We start from the raw sequence: 25151 nt of genomic DNA on the forward strand, positions 1-25151 counted from the left end.
TTAAACAAGCTTGGATTAATTTTCTGGTAGTAATACCAAACGGATGTAGTTGTCGCCATTTAAGTATTTTTGAGCAGCAGCTTTGGTCGCTTCTACCGTTACACCGTTAATGCGTGAGGCATTACCTAAAACCTGATCTAAGTTATCGCCATATTTTAAACGATTGGCTAGGTAATTCACCCAAAAAGTGTTTTCGCGAAGGCTTAATTCCTCTTGTCTTAATTCTTCTGATTTAAATTTCTGCAGATCTTCTGCCGTTACACCATTTTGTTTAAACGCGTTGACCTCTTCCAAAGCTGCATTGATCAACTTTTCTACATTGGCTTTAGCGCAGTTAAATGAAATGGTAAAGAAATATTGTGCCGTTGGATATTTCTGTATGCTTAAGGAAACACCAGGACTATAAACGCCACTTTCTTTTTCCCGAAGACGTTCGGTGATTTTAATATCTAATGATGCTTTTAGGGCATCCAACATCACATTGTTTTCAGCGGTGTAAGTATAGTTGTCGTGGAATACCAATTGAACGGTAACCTTATCTTCTAAGCCTTTTTTAACCGCTTTGCTCACCTTACCTTTTGGAGGATTAATGCCATTATCCACGAAGTTCTCGTTTCTGTTTAACGAAGGCAAACTTGCCAAATAAGTGGTAATAAATGGTTTAATCTTCTCTACATCGAAATTACCTACAAACACGAAAGTTTGACCACTAGCATCTGCAAAACGGTCTTTGTAGAAAGCATAGGCTTTATCTAGGTTAATTTTATCGATATCAGAAAGATTAGTAGGCATGCCGCGTTTGTGGTAATTGGCCATTACCGCTTGTACGGTATCTGCAAAAACACTGGTAGGACTGCTATTTTTGTTGGCAGTAATTACCTTGTAGTCGCTGATGTTTTTATTGAAAATTTCTGCGTCTTTGCGAGGATTAGTAGCATAAGCGTAAATCAATTGGAAAGCGGTTTCGAGATCTTTTGGCGAGGCACTTCCTGAAAAGCCTTGGTAAAGATCATTGATGTATGCGCCTGCTGAAACTGTTTTGCCCGCTAAATATTTGCTTAATTGCGTAGGGTTAAAGTCGCCCACACCACTTTGTGCAATGAGGTTAGCATTATCAGCCGATTGGAAATCGTCGTCTTTAGCTAATGATGAGCCACCTTTAGCAAATGAGGTGAAAATAATCTGGTCATTTTTAAAATCGGTAGGTTTTAGCACAACTTTAACTCCATTGCTTAAGGTTAATGAAGTTACGCCAATTTTGTCATTTTTGGTTTCGTTAACAATGGTTCCTGCTTTGGGTGCTTGAGCAATAAGCGGCTTGTTTACCGTATTGTCAACATAAGGGGTAACGCCATTACCTGCATTTTTAATAGCAGTTAATAAAGCAGCTTCTGTTGGTAGATTTTCTTTTTCCTTTTCGGGTGCTTGAACTACTACGATTTGGTTGGTTTTGGTTACCATTGCTTTTGCAGCAGCGTTAATATCAGCTAATGTGATATTTTGCAGCATCTTTTTAGACAGCTCGTAACTATGCTCCGAAGAAGGCATCGCGGCACCAATTAAGAAATGATTAAGGTATTGTTGTACATAAACCGCAGATTTGGTTTTGTCTTTTTCCTTAAACTGTTTCTCAACACCAGCTTCCATTTTTTTCTTGGCTGTTTCGAGTTCACCTGCAGTGAAACCAAATTTAGCCATACGTTCATTTTCGGCAACGGCCGCAACAATAGCTTTTTGCAGCTCTGCTCCAGTTTTAGCAACAGCTACGGTTTGTAAAGCATTGACATCCCAAATTAAACCTCCTTGATATGGTGCATATGAACTCTGTGCAAATAGAAAAGGCGCATTTCCTTTTTGAGTAATTTCCGCAAGACGAGCAGCAATCATACTATTTACTAGATTTTGCGTAAGCAATAGTTTATAATCACTTTCTGTTTTAACCGGGCCCTGTTTTTGCTTGTAGATAACCTGTGCAACGTTATATGGCTGCTCTTTGTCGGTAACAAGTTTAATAAGTGGCTGGGCGTTATCAGGAATGTTATAAAAAGGCCTAGCTCTTTCATTAGCTGGGTTGGTTAAACCTGAAAAATTAGCAATAATTAGCTTTTCTACTTCGTTTACATCAAAATCGCCAACGGCAATTACCGACTGTAGATTTGGGCGGTACCAATCTTTGTAGAAATTACGGATTTTATCGTGGGTGAAGTTCTGCAAAAGCTGAACATCGCCAATAGGCAAACGTTTAGCATATTGAGAATTGCCTAGTAGCAATGGTAACAACTGTTTTCTGATTCTTTCACCAGCATCTTTACCACGTTGACGGTCTTCTTCTATAATTACGCCACGTTCGTTGTCAATTTCTTTACCATCCATGCTTACTTTGCCAGCCCAGTTAGCTAAAATTTTGAAGCCAGTTTTAAAAACTTCGACACTATCTGTTGGGATCGGCAATTGGTAAACGGTTTGATTAAAACCGGTGTAGGCATTAAGATCGGCACCAAAACGTACACCAGCCTTTTGTAGGTAGTTAATGATTTCATTTTTAGGGAAATCTTTGGTGCCGTTAAAGGCCATGTGTTCGGTAAAATGCGCTAAACCTAATTGGTCTTCATTTTCCATTAATGAGCCAATTTTGTTTGCCAGGTACAGTTCTGCTCTGTTTTTAGGTTCTGCGTTTTTTTTGATGTAATAAACCAGTCCATTAGGCAGCTTGCCGATTTTAACGTTAGGGTCGTTAGGAATGGTAGGGCTTGTAGTCAGCTTGGTTGCAGTTTTGGTTGTTGCAGCTTTTGCCGGAGCTTTTTTTTGTGCAATTGCAGGATGAACTAACACTAGTGAAAGTGCGCCAACTGCAAGTAAATGCAAGTTTTTTTTCATTGATATAAAATTAGTTAAGCGGATGATTTCCTAAAATTAGAGAGGTTTGGTGCGAAAAAGTTACAACCTATATTTGTAAAAATATAGGAAGTTCGTTTCTTAAACTTTGATAATGATATTGCGCTTATACATGACCCAAAGAATAACGTACCAAAAAAGTACAAAGGCAATGGCATAAGCTAGGGAGGCATTTAAAGGGTCGGCAAAACTAGAAGCAAACCAAGCTTTATTCACATAATTCAATGCACCTATTTTTTCACCTTCAAAATCAATTTTGATCATGTTCAACAATCGTGGCATTAAGCCCGATAGAAAGAAAACCGTGATGGCATTTACGCCATAAACCACAAAAGGTTTGGTAAATCGATTGTATTGGTTTACATCAATTAACCAATAAGAAAGGGACAGGATCAGTGTTGCCCATCCGCCTGTGTACAAAACAAAGGAACTTGTCCATAATGATTTGTTGATAGGGAAGCTCAAATCCCAGATAAGTCCACCAATTACAGCTAAAGTTCCGACAGAAAATAACCAAGAGATTTTGGTGGCGGCGTCAACAGTTTTGTTTTTAAGATAAACACCAACCAACACCCCAAATAAACAAGTACCAATGGCAGGAATGGTACTCAAGATGCCTTCTGGATCCCAGGTTTTTGCCGCTTTCCACAAGTGTGCTTCTGTTAGGATGGTGCGGTCAAGCCAAGCGCCCAAATTGGTCTCTTTTTCTAAATTGGCAAAGCCTACGCCAGGTACGGGTACAAAGGTCATTAAGGCCCAATAACCGAAAAGGAATATTACGATGGCTTGGAATAGTCTTTTATTGTTCAGTTTGAGGAACATTACTGCAGAAATGAAAAACACCACTGCTATACGCTGCAAAACTCCAGGAATTCGAACTGTTTTTAGTGATTCTACAAAATTGAAATCACTAAAGTTTCTTGGAAAGAAGGCCAATATAAAGCCAAGTAGAAAAAGTGTGAAAGCCCTTTTGAGTGCTTTTAAAATAGTTTTGCCATGAGTACTTTGGTCGTCTCTCTTGCTGCCCATGGCATAGGCAATAGAAACACCTACAATAAATAAGAAAAAAGGAAATACCAAGTCGGTAGGCGTACAGCCATTCCATTCGGCATGTTCTAAAGGAGCGTAAATATGGGCCCAACTTCCCGGATTGTTCACCAGGATCATTGCGGCAACCGTTAAGCCTCTAAAAAAATCAAGGGATAATAGTCGTTGTGGTTTGGTTTCCATTGTGTTTAAATAAAAAAATATCTTCTATGTTTTAGTCTGTTGAACTAAAGATAGAAGATATTTATTAAATGCTTGTCATTCTGTGTTCGTAGAAGAGGTCACTCGACATCCTCCTTAGAGATTCTTCGCTATGCTCAGAATGACAAATTATGGTGATTAAAAATGATATCTCACAAAAGCTTCCATCGCTTCGTAATCTGCCAAGCCTAGGTCGTCATAGATTTGGGCAGTTTCACGATTTCTGTCTTCTGCTCTTTGCCAGAACTCTCTAGGGTCGTCACCCGGAAATACTGGAATATCTTTTTGTGATTGGTGCTTGAAAATAGCTAGTTTCTTGCGTTCTACTTCATTAGGACTTAAAGGAACCGCCATTTCAATTTCGTGTGGTTCAAACTCGTGCCAAGCGCCACGGTACATCCATAACCAGCAGTCGTTAACCCAATCTTCTGTAGCTTTCAAACGCCTTAAGGCTTCTACAATGATGTTAAAGCAAACAATGTGAGTGCCATGCGGATCTTCAAAGTCGCCAGCTGCGAAAACTTGATGCGGTTTAACTTTTTGAAGAAGTTCCATGGTTAACTGCACATCAATCTCAGAAACTGGATTTTTCTTCACTTTACCAGTCTCGTAGAAAGGAAGCGCCATGAAATGTATGTTTTCGTCAGGTAATCCCGAGAAACGAGCACCAGCAATTGCTTCACCTTTTCTAATCAAGCCTTTAACCAATTTGATTTCTTCGGTATCTACTTGGTTAGGGTGCTTGTTCGCCATAAACTCACGCATTTCATCGTAAGTTTTTCTCATTTGGGTTTGATCGATTCCCATTTTTTCAGAGAAATCAATGTTGAACTCTACAAAGCGCAATACATCATCATCCCAAACAGCAGTGTTACCAGAAGTTTGGTAAGCTACATGAACTTCGTGTCCTTGGTCGGCCAACCTGATGAAAGTACCACCCATTGAGATTACGTCATCATCAGGGTGCGGCGAGAATACGATTGCTCTTTTCTTCGCTGGGTTTGCCCTTTCTGGACGCTGGCTATCGTCGGCATTTGGTTTACCTCCTGGCCATCCAGTAATGGTGTGCTGTAGTTTATTGAAAATATCAATGTTGATGTCGTAAACTGGACCATGTTCGGTAGCCAATTGCGCCATACCATGGTTGTTATAATCATCTTCAGTTAGTTTAAGGATTGGTTTTTTCAAATGTCTGGCCAACCAAATAACCGCTTTACGGGTAAGCGCTGGCTGCCAATCGCAATCTCTAGCTAACCAAGGCGTATTAAATCTTGTTAAGCCCGATGCCGCATCTTCATCTAAAATGAACTCTACATTATCCGAAAGCTGTAAATAAGTAGCAGGAACTTCACTCGAAATTTCTCCTTCTACCGCTTTCTTGATGATCGAAGCCTTTTTCTTATTCCAAGCCATCAAAATAATTTCTTTGGCTTTGAAAATGGTACCAATACCCATGGTAATGGCTTTGGTTGGCACGTTAGATTTACCACCAAAATCACGGGCAGCATCCCTACGCGTAAGGTCATCCAAAGTAACTAGACGGGTGCCCGAGTTTGGTGCCGAACCCGGCTCGTTAAAACCAATGTGGCCCGTACGTCCGATACCTAAAATTTGAATATCCAGTCCGCCAACACTTTCTATTTTCTTTTCGTAATCTAAACAGAAAGCTGGAATTTCTTCAAGTTTTAGGGTGCCGTCAGGAATGTGCACATTGTTTTTGTCGATGTCGATATGATTGAAAAGGTTTTCATTCATAAATACGACATAGCTTTGTACCGCATTAGGTTGCATTGGATAATACTCATCCAAGTTGAAGGTAATTACATTCTTAAAGCTAAGTCCCTCTTCTTTGTGCAATCTAACCAGCTCCGCATAAACCGCAACTGGGGTTGCACCAGTAGCTAGGCCTAATACGGCTTTTTCATTTTTTTTTTGTTTTTCTTTGATTAGCGAAGCGATGCGGTTCGCAACACTTAAAGAAGCCTCCTTTGGATTTTTAAAAATACTTACGGGAAGCTTTTCGAACCTCGTTTCTTCTAATAGATTTAATCTTGCCATTAATCTTTGGTTTTTTATTGAACGGAGCAGTAAATATAGAACAGTTAAATAGAAAAAAAAATAGATAAAACTCGCAAAAAACCTCGATTGTATAAAAAATGGCCTTTAAAGGCTCTTTTGGCGCATTATACTTTTTAAAAAAATTAAAAAACCTTCGTTTTGCTGATGTTTAGAAACAGGCTATTAGTGCCGAAATCGAAAATATGTATGATTTTTAGCCAAACATCTTGTACATTACGCCACCTAAATCTTAGCTTGTTTAGTCATGAAAAATCAGATAGAAGACTTTTATCAAAAATCCCAAAAGAAAGAAAAACTTATCATTGGTTTAATGTCGGGGACTTCAATGGATGGATTGGATATTGCTCTTTGTTCATTTAAGGGGCACGGAAGCCATACCGAAATCAGATTGCTTCATTTTAAAACAGGAGATTATTCGGAAATTTTCCGCAAGCAGGTAAAGAGCATTTTTTCTAAACGCGAGGTCGACTTAGAGATGGTATGTTTAATGAATGAACAAGTGGCCCTTACTCATGCTAATTTAATTAATGAAGCCATTGCCGAATGGGGGTATCAAAATTCGCAGATTGATTTCATTGCCAGTCACGGACAAACGATTTATCATGCCCCTAAATCTTTGCATCAACAGGAAGGGTTGCCTAATGGAACCCTACAAATTGGGGATGGCGATCATATTGCGGTGAACACGGAGATAATTACATTAAGTGATTTTAGGCAAAAGCATATCGCTGCCGGCGGAGAAGGAGCTCCTTTGGCTGTTTATGGCGATTATCTGATTTTTTCAAAAACAGGGGAAGACCGTATCATGCTCAACATTGGTGGAATTGCTAATTTCACCTATTTGCCAGGTGATTTGGACGCCACGAAGGTTTTTTCTACAGATGTGGGACCAGGTAATACCTTAATGGATCAATATGTGCAGAAGCATTTTGAAGGATTGTATTATGACAAGGATGCGGCTATTGCAAAGCGAGGAAATGTAAATGAAGGGTTGCTGAAGGCCTTACTAGCAAATGAGTTTTTCAAAGCCGAGTTTCCTAAAACTACGGGGCCTGAACTTTTTAGTTTAGCTTATTTAGAGCTGGCTCAACAAAAAAGTAATACTCAAAGCCTAAGCTATGAAGATGTGATGGCAACACTTTGCCATTGCTCTGCTTATGGTATTATTGAAGCGATAAAACGAGCGTTGGCAAAACTCTCAAATCCTGTACTGTATTTAAGTGGAGGTGGTATGCACAATCCTTTATTGTTATCCCTGTTGAAACAGGAGCTTCCCCAAATAACCTTTAAAACCACTGCCGATTTGGAGATAAATCCTGATGCCAAAGAAGCCGTTTTATTTGCGCTATTGGCAAATGAAACCTTAAGTGGTAGCCAAACTTATTTTGGAGAAAGAGAGGGAGTGCCGTCTGTTTGCATGGGGAAAATCAGCTTGCCCAAATAAATTTTTAAATCAAGTGCTTGGTCTGTTGTTTGTTATGCAGTTTGCTCGAAAGGCGTTTTCTTGCAGTGTTGCATAATACGAGCCTCTATTTGACCAAACTTATTTTGGTAAAACGACGGATTGGCGTTTTATCTGTCCGAGTAAGTGCTGTATTGCCAAATTATTTTTTATTTTTTTAAAGAATTGTTTGCGGTTTAATGCGAACAATTGCAGATATTTACTCAGAATTTAGAGCTTTTAGCTATGAAATGCTTTTAGCCTGCAACTAACCACTTATTTACATCAAAGTATGAAGAGAATCTACACTTCATGGCGGTCACAATGGAGGATACTCTGTATGTCGCCCATCTTTTTGCTGTTTTTCCTAACGGCAAATGCGCAAACCAATCGTTATGTTATTAGCGGAAAAGTCACCGAGGAGGGGACCAATGCACCAGTTCCCGGAGCGGGGATAAAAGTGCAGGGAACCAATTTTGCAGTGGCCGCGGGTAGCGATGGTACCTATTCGTTGGTGGCCAATCTAGCACCAGGAAACTATCAGGTTTCGGTGACATTTATTGGTTATAAAACGGCAAGCCAGCAAATTACGCTAGGCTCAAACAACAACGTTACTGCTAATTTTACCCTGGGACAAGACGCTATGGGGCTTGATGAGGTAATTGTAACGGGTACTTCGCAAGGAACTACTCGTAAACAATTGGGTAACTATATCTCTACCGTAAAGGGAGACGATTTGAACAAAGCTCCTAGTGGGAACGTGCTTGCTTCTATGCAAGGTAAAATTGCTGGAGCACAAATTAGCCAGAATTCAGGTGATCCAGCAGGCGGAATGTCTGTAAAATTACGTGGGATCAGTTCGGCCAATTCTTCTACAGAACCTCTGTATATTATCGATGGAGTAATCGTTAACAATTCAACTACTCGGGTAACAAATACCACTGGTAACTATGATGGGGCCAATTTTGTTGGAAGTATTGGTCAGAATAGAATGGTTGATATTAATCCAGCAGATATTGAAAGGGTAGAGGTTTTAAATGGGGCCTCGGCGGCAGCTATTTATGGTTCTAGGGCAAATGCTGGGGTAATCCAGATCTTTACTAAAAAGGGGGTTGCTGGAAAAACACAAGTTAACTTTAACACTAATTTTGTAATTAGCGAGCTTCGTAAAAAAATTGACGTAAACAGGTCGCCGGTAAAATTCGGAGGGAGCGTTGATGTATTAACACAAGATGTTATTGCTACGCCTTTAGCCACAACGACAAGTGCGGTAACCCGCTACGACTATCAAGATTATATCTTTAGAACAGGGTACGGTACAGATAATAATCTCTCTATTTCGGGAGGTGGTGAAAACACCAAAGTATATTCATCGTTTGGTTATTTTAACAATCAAGGAATTATTAAAAACACCGATTTTAGAAAGTACAATTTTAGAACCAACCTGGATCAGAAGATCACCAACTGGGCTAGCCTTTCTGCGGGTTTGAATTATATCAAAAGTGCAGCAAATGAAAAGCCAGATGGGAACTCGTTTTTCTCGCCAATGAACTCTGTAACCATTATTGGTAACTTTCACGACCTTTGGAGAAGAGATGCCAACGGAAATTTGATGGCCGTGGGAGAAAGAGGCCGTGTAAATCCAGTATCTGTTATTGAAGATATTAAACAAAGACAAGAGGTGGATAGGATTATTGCCAACGCTACTTTGAAGTTGAATCCAATTAAAAATCTTACGTTAGATCTAACTTTAGGCGCTGATAATTCGAATCAAAACGGTACAACTTACATTCCCCCTTATACCTATAATGTAAATCCTGATTTTTTTGGAGGTGGTGCCAACATGGCGGCTAATCAAAATGGTTATGCCAGTGCCGCCAGTAACAAGGCATTTATGTTCAACAATGAAATTAATGCTACCTACCAAGCAAAAATCTCTGATTTGTTGAGTTCTGTAACGCAGGTTGGTTATTCATATCAGTATGAAAGCGGGCGTTACGGCTTGATCCAAGGTAGGGGCTTAGTGCCAAAGATAAGTACCGTAAATGGTGCTTCTACCCAATTGCCAAGTATTGACGGCAGGACCGAGCTTTCCATTAGTGGAGCTTATGTACAACAAAACTTTAAATATAAGGATCATTTATTTGTTACTGGAGCTTTGCGTATGGACGAATCTTCGGTGTTTGGAAAAGACCATAGAAATCAGTTGTATGTAAAAGGAAGCTTAAGTTATGTGTTGTCTTCGGCTGACTATTGGAAAAAAACAAACCTTTCGTCGTGGTGGGATACCTTTAAATTAAGAGCCGCTTATGGCCAATCTGGTAACTTAACAGGTATCGGTCCTTATGATCGTATCAATGCTTATAGCGGTCAAGCTTTTGTTGGATATGCTTCTTTGTTTAGTAGTGCGCAACTTGCTAACGAAAATGTAAAGCCTGAGCGCCAAGACGAATTGGAGATAGGAACGGATTTAGGTTTCTTTAAAAATAGATTGACCCTAAGTTTCAACTATTACAATAAGAAAGTAAAAGACTTATTGCTTTCTCAGGTAATTGCGCCTACAGAAGGTTATAGTAGTTTCTTGAATAATATTGGCTCGTTAAAAAATACTGGTGTAGAATTGGTATTGGGTGGTACGCCAATTAAAACCAATGATTTTAGCTGGAATTCAACATTGATCTTCAATAAGAATAAAAACGAAGCCTATAACGTTGGAGCAATGAGGTTGCTGAGCACTAATCCAGGAGCTCCTGTAGCCATTATTGATGGTCAGCCGATAGGGGTGTTTTACGGGACTTATTTTGCCAGAAATGCCGACGGAAGTCTAGTGACTAATGCGGCGGGTATCCCCCAACAAGCTAAAGATGGAGCTGGAAATCCTTTGAGAAAAGTATTGGGCGATCCAAATCCAGACTATACTTGGACATTTGTGAATGAATTTAACTACAAAAGATTTGGACTTCGTGTACAATTGGATGGGGTAGAAGGTAGTGATGTATGGAATGCGGACTGGAGAACCAGACAAGGTGTAGGAAATGGTAAAGTAGCTGAACAAGAGCAAATGGGTTTATTGCCAAGAGGTTATGTGGCAGGTGTTTATGCTATTGAGGAATGGAGAATTGATGACGGTTCTTTTGTGAAATTGAGGGAGATTTCTTTAAGCTACAATATCGGAAAAGTGAAATCAATTAGTAATATGACTGTAGTGTTGAGTGGTAGAAATTTGATTTCTTGGGATAAATACAAAGGTTATGATCCCGAGCTAAACTCTGCTGGACAATCGACGATCCTTAGAAACATTGATTTTGGTTCAGTGCCAATTCCAAGAACATTCAGTTTAGGCTTGCAGGTTAAATTTTAAAGTTTAGGAGAATGATTATGAAAAAGATAAAAATAAATTCAATATATATCGCTTTTGGCCTGTTAGCTTTCGCAAGTATTACTGCTTGCAAGAAAGATTTCGAAGACCCCTCTAGAGTGAAAATCGATGATGCACTAAATGGGAGCCAGGCACTTTCTGCTGTTGCGGTGGGCGTGCAGCGTACTTATACCTTGGCTAGAACGGGTGTGATATTTAATTCAATCGCCGCATCTGGTTTCTCTAGTAATGAACTTAAGTTGTTAAATGCCGGAAATATTCCAGAGCTACAATTAAGTACGGGTGGTAGTGCCGTTGACGCAACTAATACGATTTTATTCAATATGTGGGCAACAGCCTATAAGGTAGTCGACGAGAGTAACAAAGTGATTTCAGGTGCCGAAAAACTGGGCGATAAAGGCTATGCATCTGGTTTGATAGGGTATGTGACCATATTTAAGGCGCTAGCTTTGGGGAATGTTTCTTCTTTTTGGCAAAAAGTACCAGTAACGATAGGTAAAAATGTGCCATTTGTAGATAGGGTTGATGGCTATAAGGCTGCGATCGCTGCGATAGACAATGCATTAGCTAAAATTGCAGCTAATCCTATTTCTGCACAATTTAGTAGTACGGTTCCGGACTTGAATATTGTAAATACACTACATGCGTTAAAAGCAAGGTACGCATTGTTTAGCGGACAATATGCTTTGGCATTAACAGAGGCAAATGCTGTTTCGCTTAGTACTGGCGTGTCTTTTGCTTTTGACAATGCGAATCCAAATGTGCTTAACACCATTATTTCTTCAAATAATGTTTTTCAGCCTACTGATGAAAATCTAGGGTTGAGTGGAGCATTATTGCCAGACCCAGCGGATAAACGGATTCCTTTTTATACGGAATGGAAGGCTACTGGTACTAATCCGCCGACGTTGAGAATGAAGGGGTTTTCTCAAACAACGATTACTTCTATCCCTGTATTCTTGCCGGGAGAAATCATCTTGATAAAGGCAGAAGCTTATGCACGTCAAACCACACCAGATCTAAACAGTGCGCTTACTGAGCTTAATAAAGTAGTAACAAAAAATAATGACGTCTTTGGGGTGAATGCAAACCTGCCAGCTTTAACAGGTACTTACACTCAGCCACAATTGTTAGAGCTAATTTACAAGCATCGCTGTATCGAGTTGTTTGCTTCTGGATTGAAACTAGAGGATATGCGTAGGTTTGGAAGGCCGGTTGCGGAAATGAAACGTAGCTTTATGCCGTATCCTTTCCAAGAGAGAGATAATAACACGAATACGCCGCCTAACCCGGCATTCTAAAATAAAAAAGGAGGCTTCTGCCTCCTTTTTTATTGCTAGTGATTATATAATCTGTAGGTTTTTCGCCTGGTAAGCTTTTAGCATATCATCGTTAGGGTCTAATTCAGTTACCAGATAGCTAATGTTTTCTAGACCAGCTACTTTTAAACGTAACGTAATCCCTAATTTTTCTGAGATACATAGGATAGCGGTTTTCTTAGAAGAGGCAATCATCGCCTTTTTCAGCTGATTGATTTCCCAATCAGTATCGGTAACTCCATCGGCAGGGTGTAAGGCGCTGGTCCCCATTAAACAAAGATCGGCCCTAATGTCGGCCAATTGACTAATCACATGGCCTCCATAGCTGATCTGCGAGTTTTTTGCAAATAAGCCGCCAATTAAGATGACCTCTATTTTTTCGTATTTGGCCAATTCAACAGCAACCAAAGGGCTAATGGTAATGAAAGTGGCATGCAAGTGCTGTGGCAATTGCTTAGCTAATTCAATTACAGTAGTACCCCCTCCAGTTAAAACCACCATGCCGTCCTTAATTAGCGATGCCGTTTTTTTAGCAATACTGATTTTGGCATCCTTGGCGTAAACCTTGCTGTCGTCAAAAGACGATTGATAAGATTTAGAGAGCGCTCCTCCATGTACTTTGTTCAATAAATTGTCATCGGCGAGCTCTTGTAAATCTCTCCTGATGGTATCTTCTGATACATTTAATAATTCCACCAAATCGGAGCTTAATACACGGTTGTGCAAGTTGATTTGGCGCATGATGATGTTATGTCTTTCCTTTTTTAACATTTCTTATTATCAGATGTTTGATAGGTTCAAGGTAGTAAAAAATATTTTTAATTGTTAATTGTTGCAGATTTGAACAAGAAAAAAATGCGGATTTTTGCGGAGTTTGGTCTGAAAATACTTCTTTTATGTTAAATTTTTGTTACAATGTGTTGGTTTGTTTAAATAAAAATATGATATTTACTGTATGTTTATAAAAAATGCGTTAATATGCGTTTTTTAGTTTGCAACTAATTTTACGATAAACCAAATTAAAATTTATGAAAAGACAACTACTCATGCTTTTGTTGAGTGTTATTTTTGTCGCGGTAAATGCTGTAGCCCAGCAGGTGACAGTAACGGGGAAAATAACTTCATCAGGAGATGGTTTGCCTATTCCGGGTGCAACAATTAGAGTGAAGGGAGGTGCTAGCGCTACCCAAACTAACAACGACGGTGTCTATACCATCAAAGCTAATCAGGGAGATGTGCTTCAGTTTGCCTATATCGGTATGACTACACAAGAACGTGTAGTTGGAAGTAGTACTACAATAAATATTGCCTTAGTTGAAGACTCCGAAGGTCTTAATGAGGTGGTGGTAGTCGGTTTTGGTACACAAAAGAAAGAAAGCTTGACTGGGGCTGTAACTTCTGTTAATGTAGAGAAGGTATTTGGTAATCGTCCAATTCCTGATGCAGCCAGAGGTTTGCAAGGTGCCGTTCCTGGACTTTCGGTTGTGGTGCCTAGTGGTGAAGTGGGCTCGGATCCTATTATTAGAATCCGTGGTCAAGTAGGTTCGGTATTAGGTTCTTCACAACCTTTAATTTTGGTTGATAATGTTGAGATACCAAGCATGCAATATGTGAATCCGAACGATATAGAGACGATTAGTGTGTTGAAAGACGCGGCCTCAACTTCAATTTATGGTTCAAAAGCCGCCTTCGGTGTGGTTTTAATTACTACGAAAAAGGGCGCCAATGCAGTTGGAACTAAAGTTACTTATTCTAACAATTTAGTGTTGCAATCCCCTTTTAAAGAACTTGATATCGCTGGAATAGATGGTTTAGAGTATACTTTGGATGCTCATGAAAACATGAGGCAGCCAGGACCAGCTGGTGGTTTTTGGCGTATCGATAGAACAAGCTTCCAAAAAATTAAAGAATGGCAAGCAAAATACGGTGGTACAATAGGTAACGATGACCCTGTGGTTTACGGGCGTGACTGGTATTGGGATGGAGCGCAAAAGTTTGGCTATAGAATTTATGACCCTGTAGCGGCCATGATAAAGGATAATGCGATGTCGCATATGCACAACCTTGGCTTAAATGGGAAGAGCGGAAATACAAATTACAATTTAAGTATAGGGTATTTAGGGCAAGAGGGTATGATGAAGCCTGCAAAGCATGATGATTATAGAAGGTTTACGCCATCATTAAACCTATCTACTAAGGTGACGGATTATTTTACGCTTCGTGGAGGTGTAAGATATGCAGCAGGAACAAAAAGAAATCCCAATTCATTAAATGCCGATGCTTTTGCTGCTGACCCGTGGTTGTACCTATATCGTTGGAGTCGTTTGTTTCCAATAGGAGTGAAAGAGAATGGCAACGATATTATAGATCCTGCGTTTTCTGCTCGAATGTCTAATGACCAAATTCGCGATGAAAAGTTCTTGAACTTGAATGTAGGAGCAACTCTTAACTTAACTAAAGCTTGGGATATTCAAGCAGACTATGCCTACAGTACACAGAATAATTTGTCTACAGCATCTGTTCCTTATGTGCAAGGCCGTACACATTGGTATGGTGTAGAGGCGCTTAGGGACTCCAATGGTGCTCAAGTATATGTGGATGAGAACGGTAATCCAACCACTACTGGCGGTATGCCTGCTTACCAGTTTCCTTTAACCGATCATACTGTAAAGGCAAACACCTATTTCTCTCAGGAGAATTTTAGGTCAATTAGAAATACATTTAATATCCTATCTAATTATAATCTGGCACTGAATAAGCATCAGTTTAAGTTCATGGTAGGTAGCAATATTGTTGGTTATGATTTCTCTAGCCAATACTCTACAAGAAATAATCTATTAAACAATGAAAATCCTCAATTTAACTTTGCTGTAGGAACAGAAACTTCTGGAGGAACAGCTAATTGGGATGCTCAGGTTGGTTTTTTTGGAAGGGTTAATTATTCATTTGATAACAAGTACCTCTTTGAAGCAAGTGTAAGACGTGATGCGACTTCAAAATTTCCGGCGGATTTAAGATGGAGAACTTATCCTTCGGTTTCTGGGGGTTGGGTAATCTCTAACGAGAATTTTATGACGAAGTTGAACCCAGTGATGAGTTTTGCAAAACTTCGTGCTTCGTGGGGTTTCATTGGAGATCAATCAGTGTCTAATTCTCTATATATACCGCAAATGGGTATCGTTAAAAATTCATGGTTAAACACTGGCGGTATTCCTTTTTATCAATTGGGAACCCCAACTCCAGTTTCCCGTGATATTTCTTGGCAGAATATAGAGCATATTAATATAGGAGCTGATTTTAGATTCTTTAATAATAAACTGGGTCTTACAGCAGAGGTGTTTCAACGTTATACCAGGGATATGATTATTGCTGGTGATGCTTTACCTGCAACTTATGGTGCCACCGCTCCTCAAGGTAATTTTGGAGACTTAAGAACTCGCGGATGGGAGCTGAATTTAGATTTTAACCATCAATTTGGGAATGGACTGCGTTTGAGCTTTGATGCAAATTTATCAGATGCGGTAACTTTCATTACAAAAGGTGCCGACTATCAAATGCCATGGGAAAATAGATTGTTGAGTAATGCTTTCTCTACAGGTAGAAGATATGGCGATGTTTATGGCTTTGTTACTGATCGTTTATATCAGAAAGACGATTTCGTTTATGACAGCAATGGCAATTTTGTACAAACTAATATTGTTTGGAATGGAACTAGCAAGAGAACCAATAAACTCGTTGGAAGTAATCCTGTTTACCAAACGTATTTCGAGGATGGTAACCAGACCATGTTGATTAGTCCTGGTGATGTAAAGTTCCTGGATGTGAATGGTGATGGTTATATTGATGCTGGAAATGGAACTAATGGTAATCCAGGGGATCGAGTAGTAATTGGAAATACAACACCGAGATATCAATATGGTTTCCGTGTAGGTGCAGATTATAAAGGATTTAGTTTGTCATTGTTCTTCCAAGGTGTGGGCGAAAGAAAGATCTGGGGTAGTGGACAATTAGCGATACCAGGTTATTTTGCAAAAGAAGGAGCTATGCCACAAGCTATTGCTGAAAATTATTGGAAACCAGATCGTACCGATGCCTTCTATCCAAGAGCTTGGAATATGAATGGAGCAGATGAAGGTTATGTAATGAGAACTCAAAGTAAATACATGCTGGATATGTCTTATCTAAAAATAAAGAACATTACTTTGGGCTATGAACTGCCAGCTTCTATACTTAAAAGAATAAAAGTGGCAAATGCACGGGTATACGTTTCGTTAGAAAATTTCATAACCTTTGATAATTTGAGAGGTTTGCCAATAGATCCGGAAGCAATTTCTGGTGTCTCTATGTTGCGTACTGGTGGAAATTATAACTTGGGTCGTACGGGTACTTCAAATCCTGCATTTAAGTCGGCCTCAGCAGGTATTCAAGTTGGTTTTTAATTTAATGGAAGAAAGAAATGAAAATAACATTTAAAATAATATTCGTTTTTATCGTGATTGTTTCTGCAGGCTGTAAAAAGTTTTTAGATCGCCCGCCTTTGACTAGCGAAACAGACGAAACAGCTTGGACGAGTGAAGAGAAATTACGTCTTTACGCTAATAAATACTATACAGATTTTTTTACAGGATACGGTGACGGCTATACAACTACTGGTGCGCCATTGGTAGGTTTTACCAATACAGACGATATGGTGGTTCGAGGAAATCAGCCGAATTTTACTCGTGCCGTACCTAACAGCGGTATTTGGAGCTATTCTACCATTCGCTCTATCAATATCATGTTAGACAGGATAGAAACCAAAATGTCTGGTGTGCTAACGCCTGCTGCAAAAAACCATTGGACAGGAATTGGACGTTTCTTTAGAGCTTTTAGGTACTCACAACTTGTTCAAAGCTATGGAGACGTACCCTATTATGCACGAGAAGTATATGATACAGAACTTGACGAGTTATACAAACCTAGGACGCCCCGTAACGAGGTAATGAATGCCGTTTATGATGACATGAAATTTGCCATGCAAAACGTTCGTTTGGACGATGGCGACCAAAATGTAAATAGGTATGTGGTAGCCGGTTTCATTTCCAGAATTGCCTTAACCGAAGGTACTTGGCAAAAATATTATTATAAAAATGATGTTCAAGCTAAAAAATTCTTAGAATTAGCTGTTGAGGCGGCTGATTTGGTAATTTCTAGTGGTAAATATGATATTAATACCGACTACAAAACCATTTTTACTTCAAAAGAGCTAAAAGGAAACAAAGAGTGCGTGTTATATAGAAACTACGACCCGGCGGCCGGCGTTACCCACGCTATTGCATCTTATGGCAATTTGGCAGAATCTACGCTTAATGGCCCTACTTCAGATTTACTAAAGTCGTACATTCTTAGCAACGGCCAGGTATGGCAGAATGCAACTCCTGCAGCTGCGTCCTTTAATCTAGATAATATGATCGTAACACGTGACTCTAGATTTGAAGCAACTTTTTATAGTAAGCCTAGTTTGTTAAATACAGGTTCATATTATTACATTACCAAGTTTTTACCTCGTGAAGTAGAAAAGCGTACTCAGGTAGATTTATTGGGTATGCCCCCTGAATTTACTGGCGATAAAAATGAAACGGACGCTCCAGTGTTGCGCTATGCAGAGGTGCTATTGAATTGGATAGAAGCTAAGGTTGAGTTGGATAATTTGGGTGGCGCTGTAGTTGTACAAGCTGATATCGATAAATCCATCAATAAAATTAGAAATAGACCTTTGGCACCTGAAGCTGTAGCTAAAGGGGTGGTAAAAACTGCTCCATTGAGTTTGGCAGCGCTTCCGGCTGATCCAGATAGAGATCCACAGGTTTCAGCTTTGTTATGGGAAGTTAGAAGAGAGCGTAGAATGGAGTTTGCCTTTGAAATTTTCCGCTTAGCAGATTTAAGAAGATGGTCTAAATTGGAATATATGGATAATAACCTGAACACTGATTTAATTACTGGGGGCTGGGTTAATTTCCAAACACAACTGCCGGCTGTTTTGACTGCTGCAAACGTAGGCAAAATTGCTGTAGTGAGTACAAATGGTACTGAAACGGTTTATAACGGAACCAATGCCGCGGCCATGACTGGTTTTTACAAGAACTTGGCAAATGTTGGCCGTTTACCATTTATCAATCAGGCTAATATCAACCCGTATCTAACGCCAATTGGCACCGTTCAAATGGATGATTATAAGGCAAGAGGTTACAAGCTTCAACAAACTCAGGGTTGGCCACAGAATTAAAATTTATATATTCAAAATATTAGGTAATTATAATATGAAACTATTATATAAAATATCAAAAGTAAGGTTGTTGGCAACTTTCATTGGGTTGCTAGCCATAACCTCTTGTAAAGACGATTTGCCAGGGCCACGTGATACCTCTTCAAATGCTACTGTTTTAAATTCTATTAAAATAGTGAACGCTGGGGCAAACGGTACAACCGTACTACAAGGAGTGGTTAATGAAGATGAGAAAACAGTATCTTTCCCAAGAATAGAGCCTGAGACTGATTTCTCAAAGCTAAAATTTGAAGCCGCGGTATCCGGTGGAGCTAAATTAGAGCAAGAAGTTTATCCAGTAACGTTCGAGGAGGGACAAACAGAAAAAGTAATTGTGGTGAAAGTGATGAACTCACCTCGCTTTCGCGAGTATTTGGTGAAGTTGCGATTAAAAGTGCCAGTGTTTGGAGCTGATTTTGAAAAAGGGACAACTTATGACTTTACTAGTAATCCATTGGGAAATCCAATTTACGATGCCTTTACGGGTGCATTAACCAGAGGTAGCGGATTTGATGGACAACATGTACTGGTAGTGAGAAGAGAGGCTCCTCACTTACTCAAGGTGGATGATTTAAAAGCTGGTGTAATTAATAAAATTATGTTAAACATGACCGGAGTTTCTCAGGGAACTTTTATCACCAACATGGGAGCTCAGGTAAATGGACATACCTATGTTGTAAATCTTTCTGGTAACACTGCAGCTAGTCCTTTAAAAATTTATCATTGGACTAATCCAAGTGCTGCCCCTGATGTAATTGCAAATATAAACGTGGGAACTATTACCAACGCAGGTGTTAGGCATGGAGATAATTTCTCGGCTAGCTTAGATGATCAAGGAAATGGTTTCTTCTTCTTTGGTGATAATGCCGGTACTAAAATCTTAAGATTTGACGTGGCAAACTATACCGCCGTAACAAACCCAACCGTTTTTAATATTCCTGTTGCTGGTGCCGGATCTTGGACGTCATACAACCGGATTGGTAATACTGCTGAATATTTATTTACTGGTCATGATGCGCCTGTGGCTTTAGTATCAGATGGAGGAACAGCGTCATTTACTATGAGCAGAACTATTATTCCAGTAAGAGGCTCAGATGCTCGTATCGTAAACTTTAATAGCGAGCGCTATTTGATTGTGACTACTGCGGCAAGAACTGGATCAGAGGCCACTAATTTTATGGTTTATGATATCACGAAAGGCGCAACGGTAAAAGACGCATTAACTAACTTGAATAACCTTCCTACAGCAACACCTGTTTTCAATTATTCATTGATGGGGCCTGTAAATACTTCGCCAGCATCGCAGACAGGATTTTATGTGAAGAAAGATGGACAAGGTAAAGATGAAACTTTAGTGCTTTACTCAGGTGCAAGTGATGCAGGGTTTGTGTTTTTTGAATTTGGCAAAAAGGTAGCTTCGGATATTTAGACTATTGTAAAATAAGCGATTGTATAGCGGCTAAACGAACTCACTCGAATAGTGGGTTCGTTAGCCAAATTAGATAGTATAAAATTAAGTTCAATGAAAAAAATCCGAGTGCACCTCATAATGGTGCTGGCATTGGGAGTATTTTTAAATGCCTGTAAGAAAAGTGACGGGCCAACACCAGAGCCCGTTGATCCGCCAGTAACGGGCGGCGGGACTCCTATTTTCCCTAAAAAAGAAGTGCGAGCAGTTTGGGTAGCTACGGTTTGGGGTTTAGACTGGCCACAAACCGTGTATAATGTGCAAAATCAGAAGCAACAGTATATAGACTATTTAGAGAAATTCAAAGCGCTAAACATCAATACCATATATTTTCAAGTAAAGGGAATGGGCGATGCGTTTTACAGCTCGAGTTATGAGCCTTGGAGTGCGGCCATTACTGGTACTAGAGGTGTAAACCCAGGATATGATGTACTTAAATTTATGATTGATGAGGCACATGCTAGGGATATTGAGTTTCATGCTTGGATGAATCCCTATCGAATAGCAACTCGTGCTGCTGGCGGCACATTCCCTGCACTTCATTCAACAGTTAATGCTAGCTGGGTGTTGGATTTTCCGACAATTCAGATATATAACCCCGCGTTGCCCGAAGTTAGGCAGCGATTGGTAGATATCGTCAAAGAAATGATAACCAGATATGATGTGGATGGTATACATTTCGACGATTATTTTTATCCGGAAGGAGAAACTTTTAGTGATCAGGCCGACTATCAAAAATACGGAGCAGGGATAAGTTCAATTCAAGAGTTTAGGAGAGAAAACGTTAATAAAGCAATTAAGGGGGTGTACGACGAAATTGTGGCAACTAAGCCAGGGGTTATATTTTCGGTTTCGCCAGCTCCAGATATCAATAAAAACTACAACTCCTTGTATGCCGATGTTAAGAAATGGAACCAACAAGGTTGGGTAGACGTGGTAATTCCTCAATTATATCAAGAAATTGGCAATCAATATAATGATTTCCAATTACGCCTAGCCGAATGGACCAATAATAGCTATAAAGCAGCGTTAATGGTGGGCCACGGTTTTTATAAGTTTGGTGATGCAACTATGCCGGCTGCTTTCCAATCATCTGGAGAGTTACAAAGGCAGTTTGATTTGACTAAGCTCAACCAAAAGGTTGTTGGAAACGCCCAATATAGCGCTAAGTACTTTAACTCTAATAAAGTTGGTATTACTGATAAACTGGCATCTATTTACAAAGATCCAGCTGTTATGCCATTTATAGGCCGTGCTGTAGCTCCAGCCCCGGCCGCCGCCACTAACGTTAGAATAGAAAACGGAGAGCTGAAATGGAATACTTCCGGAAACGTAAGGTCAGTGGTTTATTATTTTGCTGATTTAAAGAAAGAGGGAAAAGTATTAGCTATCACTAAAGCAAATACTATTTCGGCTAGTACAAATGGACATTATTCAGTTTCAACTATAAATACTGATAATCAAGAGAGTAAGCCATCTGATTTAGTTGAAAAGAAATAAAATAGTTTAATTTTTGCCCTCTTGAGGGATACGATATAAGAAAAGCAGCCAAGTTCATGGCTGCTTTTTTTTGCAATTGAATTTTAACAACCACTTTAAGCCCTCATCCAATCCGATACCAATTACTTTTTTAGGGTACGTATTCGTAATATGGTGGAAAAGCCCACTGATCACGTAGATATCAGGGCTTTTTTGAGCCTTGTCTATGTTTTATTTTAGATTGAAACATAGGGAGTTAGTTTTTGTCTTTCGATTTTGCGCATTATTGCGGGGTTTTACAAGAAAAAAATTGGTTTTTGTTAAAATTTGTTAAAATGTTCTTTTTTTAACGGGTAACATTTGTTTATATTTACTTAAGCTTTGTTTAAAATGCGTAAACATGCGTTTTTTTAACAAGTCCAAACAAACAACAATTAACTATTAACCAAACAAATTTATGAAACTAAAACTACTCATGTTGTTCATGGGGGCTTTTCTATTCGTTCTGCCAGTAGTTGCACAGCAAGTTACCATTTCCGGTAGGGTAACTTCGGCAGAGGATGGACAACCTATACCGGGAGCAACGGTAAGACTCAAAGGTACCTCCACTGCGGTACAGACAAGCGTTGCAGGAATCTACTCTATTAAGGCAAATAAAGGCGATGTTTTGCAGTTTGCCTATTTAGGAATGGTCACTAAAGAACAGCAGGTGGAAGCGGTCACAACGATTAATATCGTATTGAACCCAGACAGTAAGGCTTTAAACGAGGTGGTTGTAACCGCCTATGGTGTAGAGCGTAGCGCAAAGTCATTAGGCTATTCAACACCTAAGGTAGATGGAAATGAAGTGAATGATACCCAAAGGGAAGCCTTTTTTAATGGACTTCAAGGGAGGGTGCCTGGACTTTCTGTAAATCCTACCTCTGGAAATCCAGGAGCTTCTTCGCAAGTCGTATTAAGGGGCTTTGTATCAATTAGCGGGAATAATAGCCCACTATTTGTAGTTGATGGGTTGCCAATAGACAACTCTATTTTGAATGAAGGCGATTTAGTAACAAATACGCCAAACAGGGAATCTGATTATACCAATAGGGGAGCTGATATTAACCCTGCTGATATTGAGAGCTATGTAATTATGAAGGGACCGGAAGCGACGGCGATGTTCGGAAACTTAGGAGCTAACGGAGCGATATTGATTACAACTAAGAAAGCTAAAGCTGGAAAGGGTTCTATCTCATACAATAATAATTTTGGCATCGAAAAACAATTGAATTTTCCGGAAATTCAGCAAGTATATAATTCGGGGCAAAATGGTGTTTATGATGGATTAACTACGTTATACCATGGTCCAAGATATCCAGAAGGCACAAAAATTTATAACAATATTGATCAATTTTTTCAAACTGGTTTTACGCAAAGACACAACGTTGTTTTAGAAGGTGGTAGTGATAAATATACTTATCGTTGGTCTAATGAGTTTTCTGACAATAAAGGAACTATTCCAAATACAAGATATCGTAGAATTTCATCAAGATTAACAAGTACTGCAAATATTAGCCAAATATTCAAGGTCACTACATCAATTAATTATACCAACACAGATAACGATAAGGTAACAAAAGGCGAATCTGGATTTTTGATGTCGTTATTGAGATTCCCGTCGAGATTTGATATCAACAACTGGATTGATGAGCAGGGCAATCGTAAACTGCGTGTAGGTACAATTTATTCAGAGTTTGACAACCCATTTTGGGAAGTTTACAAAAATCTTAAAAATGATAAAACTGACAGGGTGATTTTAAACTCCGATTTGCAGTTAAACCCTACCAAGTGGCTAACCATTAAAGGGATTTTCGGTGCAGATATTTCATCCACTACTGGAACGTCATTCTTCCATCCTCAGTCTTATGCTGGTTCTGGTTCTGCCACAGCACCTACTGGCGGTGAAGCGACAATATATGAAAGATTATCAAAAACATTTAATGGCTCTTTAACTGCAAGTGCTAAACATAATTTTGGTGATTTTAACAATACTTACATCATAGGGGCTACAGTTTCCGATGTTAACATAGAAACAAACTCCCAGTATGGACAAAATTTTTATGAGCCGAATTTCTATAGCATCAATAATACTTTGTTAACTACTCAAAGGGCTGCAACCAGGAGCAATAGATATAGAGGGGTGGGTATGTTTGCCCAAGCGGTATTGGGCTATAAATCTATTTTGTACCTAACCTTATCGGGCAGGGCAGATGGGGCCTCTAGGTTAATGCCTAATGATCCTTATTTTATGTACCCTTCAGGTAGTTTCGCCTTCAATTTTACAGATTTAGAAGCGTTTAAAAAATATAAATGGATAAGCTCTGGTAAATTAAGAGGTTCAATTGCACTTACCGGTAAAGAACCTTGGAGAACCTATGCTACGAAATCTAATTTCGAAGGCTCTTCGGCAACTGGTGGAGGTTTTGCTTATGGCTATTATGGGGGAAATCCCGATTTGAAGCCAGAAACGACAACAAATATGGAAGCGGGTTTAGAAATGGGCTTTCTTAAAGACAGGTTGAGCTTTGACTTTACAGTATATCGTTTAAGAAGTAAAGACCAAATCATTAATCCTAGATTGAGCTATGGAGGTGGATTTGTGCTTAAGCTGATGAACGGTGGAGAAATCGAGAATAAAGGAATTGAAATTCAGCTTACTGGTACACCTATTAAGAAAAAGGATTTTACCTGGAGATCTACTTTGAATTATACACTCAATAGAGGAAAAGTACTTTCATTAGCTGAAGAATTACCAGAGCTTTATGATTCTGACGCTTGGTATTCTGATATTAGAACCTCTGCATTTCCTGGATCTAGTACCGGATCTATTGGAGGAAGAAAGTTAGCAAGAAATAATGCAGGGCAAGTATTGATCAATCCAGCTACTGGGTTACCTTATACCACAGCGGCTGAAAGATATAGCCCGATTGGAGATAGAACCCCTAAATTTACTTTAGGTTTTGTAAATAATTTTACTTACAAAGACTTTAGCTTGTCATTCCTATGGGATTTACGTGTTGGCGGAGATGTATTCAATATGACAGAATATGTGAATTACACCAGAGGCATTAGCACTAAAACTTTAGATAGAGAGCAACCTCGAATTGTTGTGGGAGTATTGAATGATGGAATGCAGAACACAGCGACTCCTACACCGAACTCTATTGCAGTTACTCCTTATTTTAACTCATTATTTTATTCAAGCACCGTTGCGGCAGAAATGTTTGTAGAAAGAAGTATCAACACGTTGAGATTGAGAGATATTAGGTTGGGATATATGTTGCCTAAAAAATTTGTAAGTAGGTTGCCATTTCAATCAATTTCAGCTTTCGTAACATTTACAGATGTTGTTCTTTTCACAAATTACTCAGGTATGGATCCAGAGAGTAATTCTAACAACCCATCATTGGGAGGTATTGGTGGTTTCGGTATAGATTTCGGAAATATGGGTAGACCACTTAGAATGAATTTCGGATTAGCTTTAAAATTATAATGGT

The 25151-nt window shown here is 39.3% G+C and carries 12 protein-coding genes; 8 read left to right on the forward strand and 4 right to left on the reverse strand.

Annotation, left to right across the window (positions count from 1 at the left end; genetic code table 11):
• Positions 1 to 15 precede the first annotated feature (15 nt).
• The 3 genes from ABDV71_RS03030 to nagB all read right to left on the reverse strand — a co-directional run bounded on the left by ABDV71_RS03030 (position 16) and on the right by nagB (position 6219).
• On the reverse strand, positions 16 to 2877 hold the full coding sequence (locus tag ABDV71_RS03030; RefSeq protein WP_343530948.1) for an insulinase family protein: 2862 nt from the start codon (positions 2875 to 2877) through the stop codon (positions 16 to 18).
• A gap of 99 nt (positions 2878 to 2976) precedes the next feature.
• Positions 2977 to 4125: a DUF5009 domain-containing protein gene (locus ABDV71_RS03035; RefSeq protein WP_343530949.1), complete on the reverse strand. Its 1149-nt coding sequence runs from the start codon at positions 4123 to 4125 to the stop codon at positions 2977 to 2979.
• Positions 4126 to 4281: 156 nt separating this feature from the next.
• Positions 4282 to 6219, reverse strand: a complete 1938-nt coding sequence (gene nagB, locus ABDV71_RS03040; protein WP_343531557.1) for a glucosamine-6-phosphate deaminase — start codon at positions 6217 to 6219, stop codon at positions 4282 to 4284.
• 247 nt (positions 6220 to 6466) lie between these two features.
• On the opposite strand from nagB, the gene ABDV71_RS03045 reads away from it, so the two are divergent.
• From ABDV71_RS03045 to ABDV71_RS03055, 3 genes are all read left to right on the forward strand, one after another.
• Positions 6467 to 7666, forward strand: a complete 1200-nt coding sequence (locus ABDV71_RS03045; protein WP_343530950.1) for an anhydro-N-acetylmuramic acid kinase — start codon at positions 6467 to 6469, stop codon at positions 7664 to 7666.
• A gap of 289 nt (positions 7667 to 7955) precedes the next feature.
• Positions 7956 to 11024 carry a SusC/RagA family TonB-linked outer membrane protein gene (locus tag ABDV71_RS03050; RefSeq protein WP_343530951.1) on the forward strand — a complete coding sequence of 1023 codons (3069 nt, stop codon included), beginning with the start codon at positions 7956 to 7958 and terminating at the stop codon, positions 11022 to 11024.
• A gap of 17 nt (positions 11025 to 11041) precedes the next feature.
• Positions 11042 to 12343: a RagB/SusD family nutrient uptake outer membrane protein gene (locus tag ABDV71_RS03055; RefSeq protein ID WP_343530952.1), complete on the forward strand. Its 1302-nt coding sequence runs from the start codon at positions 11042 to 11044 to the stop codon at positions 12341 to 12343.
• Between the two features lie 42 nt (positions 12344 to 12385).
• Here ABDV71_RS03055 and ABDV71_RS03060 read toward each other — a convergent pair whose 3' ends face one another.
• The gene (locus tag ABDV71_RS03060; RefSeq protein WP_343530953.1) at positions 12386 to 13132 is read right to left on the reverse strand and encodes a DeoR/GlpR family DNA-binding transcription regulator; all 747 of its coding nucleotides are present in this window, start codon (positions 13130 to 13132) and stop codon (positions 12386 to 12388) included.
• A 257-nt stretch (positions 13133 to 13389) separates the two neighbouring features.
• On the opposite strand from ABDV71_RS03060, the gene ABDV71_RS03065 reads away from it, so the two are divergent.
• From ABDV71_RS03065 to ABDV71_RS03085, 5 genes are all read left to right on the forward strand, one after another.
• Positions 13390 to 16800, forward strand: a complete 3411-nt coding sequence (locus tag ABDV71_RS03065) for a TonB-dependent receptor (protein WP_343530954.1) — start codon at positions 13390 to 13392, stop codon at positions 16798 to 16800.
• A 17-nt stretch (positions 16801 to 16817) separates the two neighbouring features.
• Positions 16818 to 18626, forward strand: coding sequence for a RagB/SusD family nutrient uptake outer membrane protein (locus ABDV71_RS03070; RefSeq protein WP_343530955.1), 1809 nt, complete (start codon positions 16818 to 16820; stop codon positions 18624 to 18626).
• A gap of 34 nt (positions 18627 to 18660) precedes the next feature.
• Entirely contained in the window at positions 18661 to 20094 is a 1434-nt protein-coding gene (locus tag ABDV71_RS03075; RefSeq protein ID WP_343530956.1) for a DUF4623 domain-containing protein, read from the forward strand.
• Between the two features lie 93 nt (positions 20095 to 20187).
• Entirely contained in the window at positions 20188 to 21633 is a 1446-nt protein-coding gene (locus ABDV71_RS03080) for a family 10 glycosylhydrolase (protein WP_343530957.1), read from the forward strand.
• 436 nt (positions 21634 to 22069) lie between these two features.
• Positions 22070 to 25147 carry a SusC/RagA family TonB-linked outer membrane protein gene (locus tag ABDV71_RS03085; protein WP_343530958.1) on the forward strand — a complete coding sequence of 1026 codons (3078 nt, stop codon included), beginning with the start codon at positions 22070 to 22072 and terminating at the stop codon, positions 25145 to 25147.
• The last annotated feature ends 4 nt before the right edge of the window (positions 25148 to 25151 follow it).

The organism is Pedobacter sp., assembly GCF_039594775.1.
Taxonomy (GTDB): domain Bacteria; phylum Bacteroidota; class Bacteroidia; order Sphingobacteriales; family Sphingobacteriaceae; genus Pedobacter.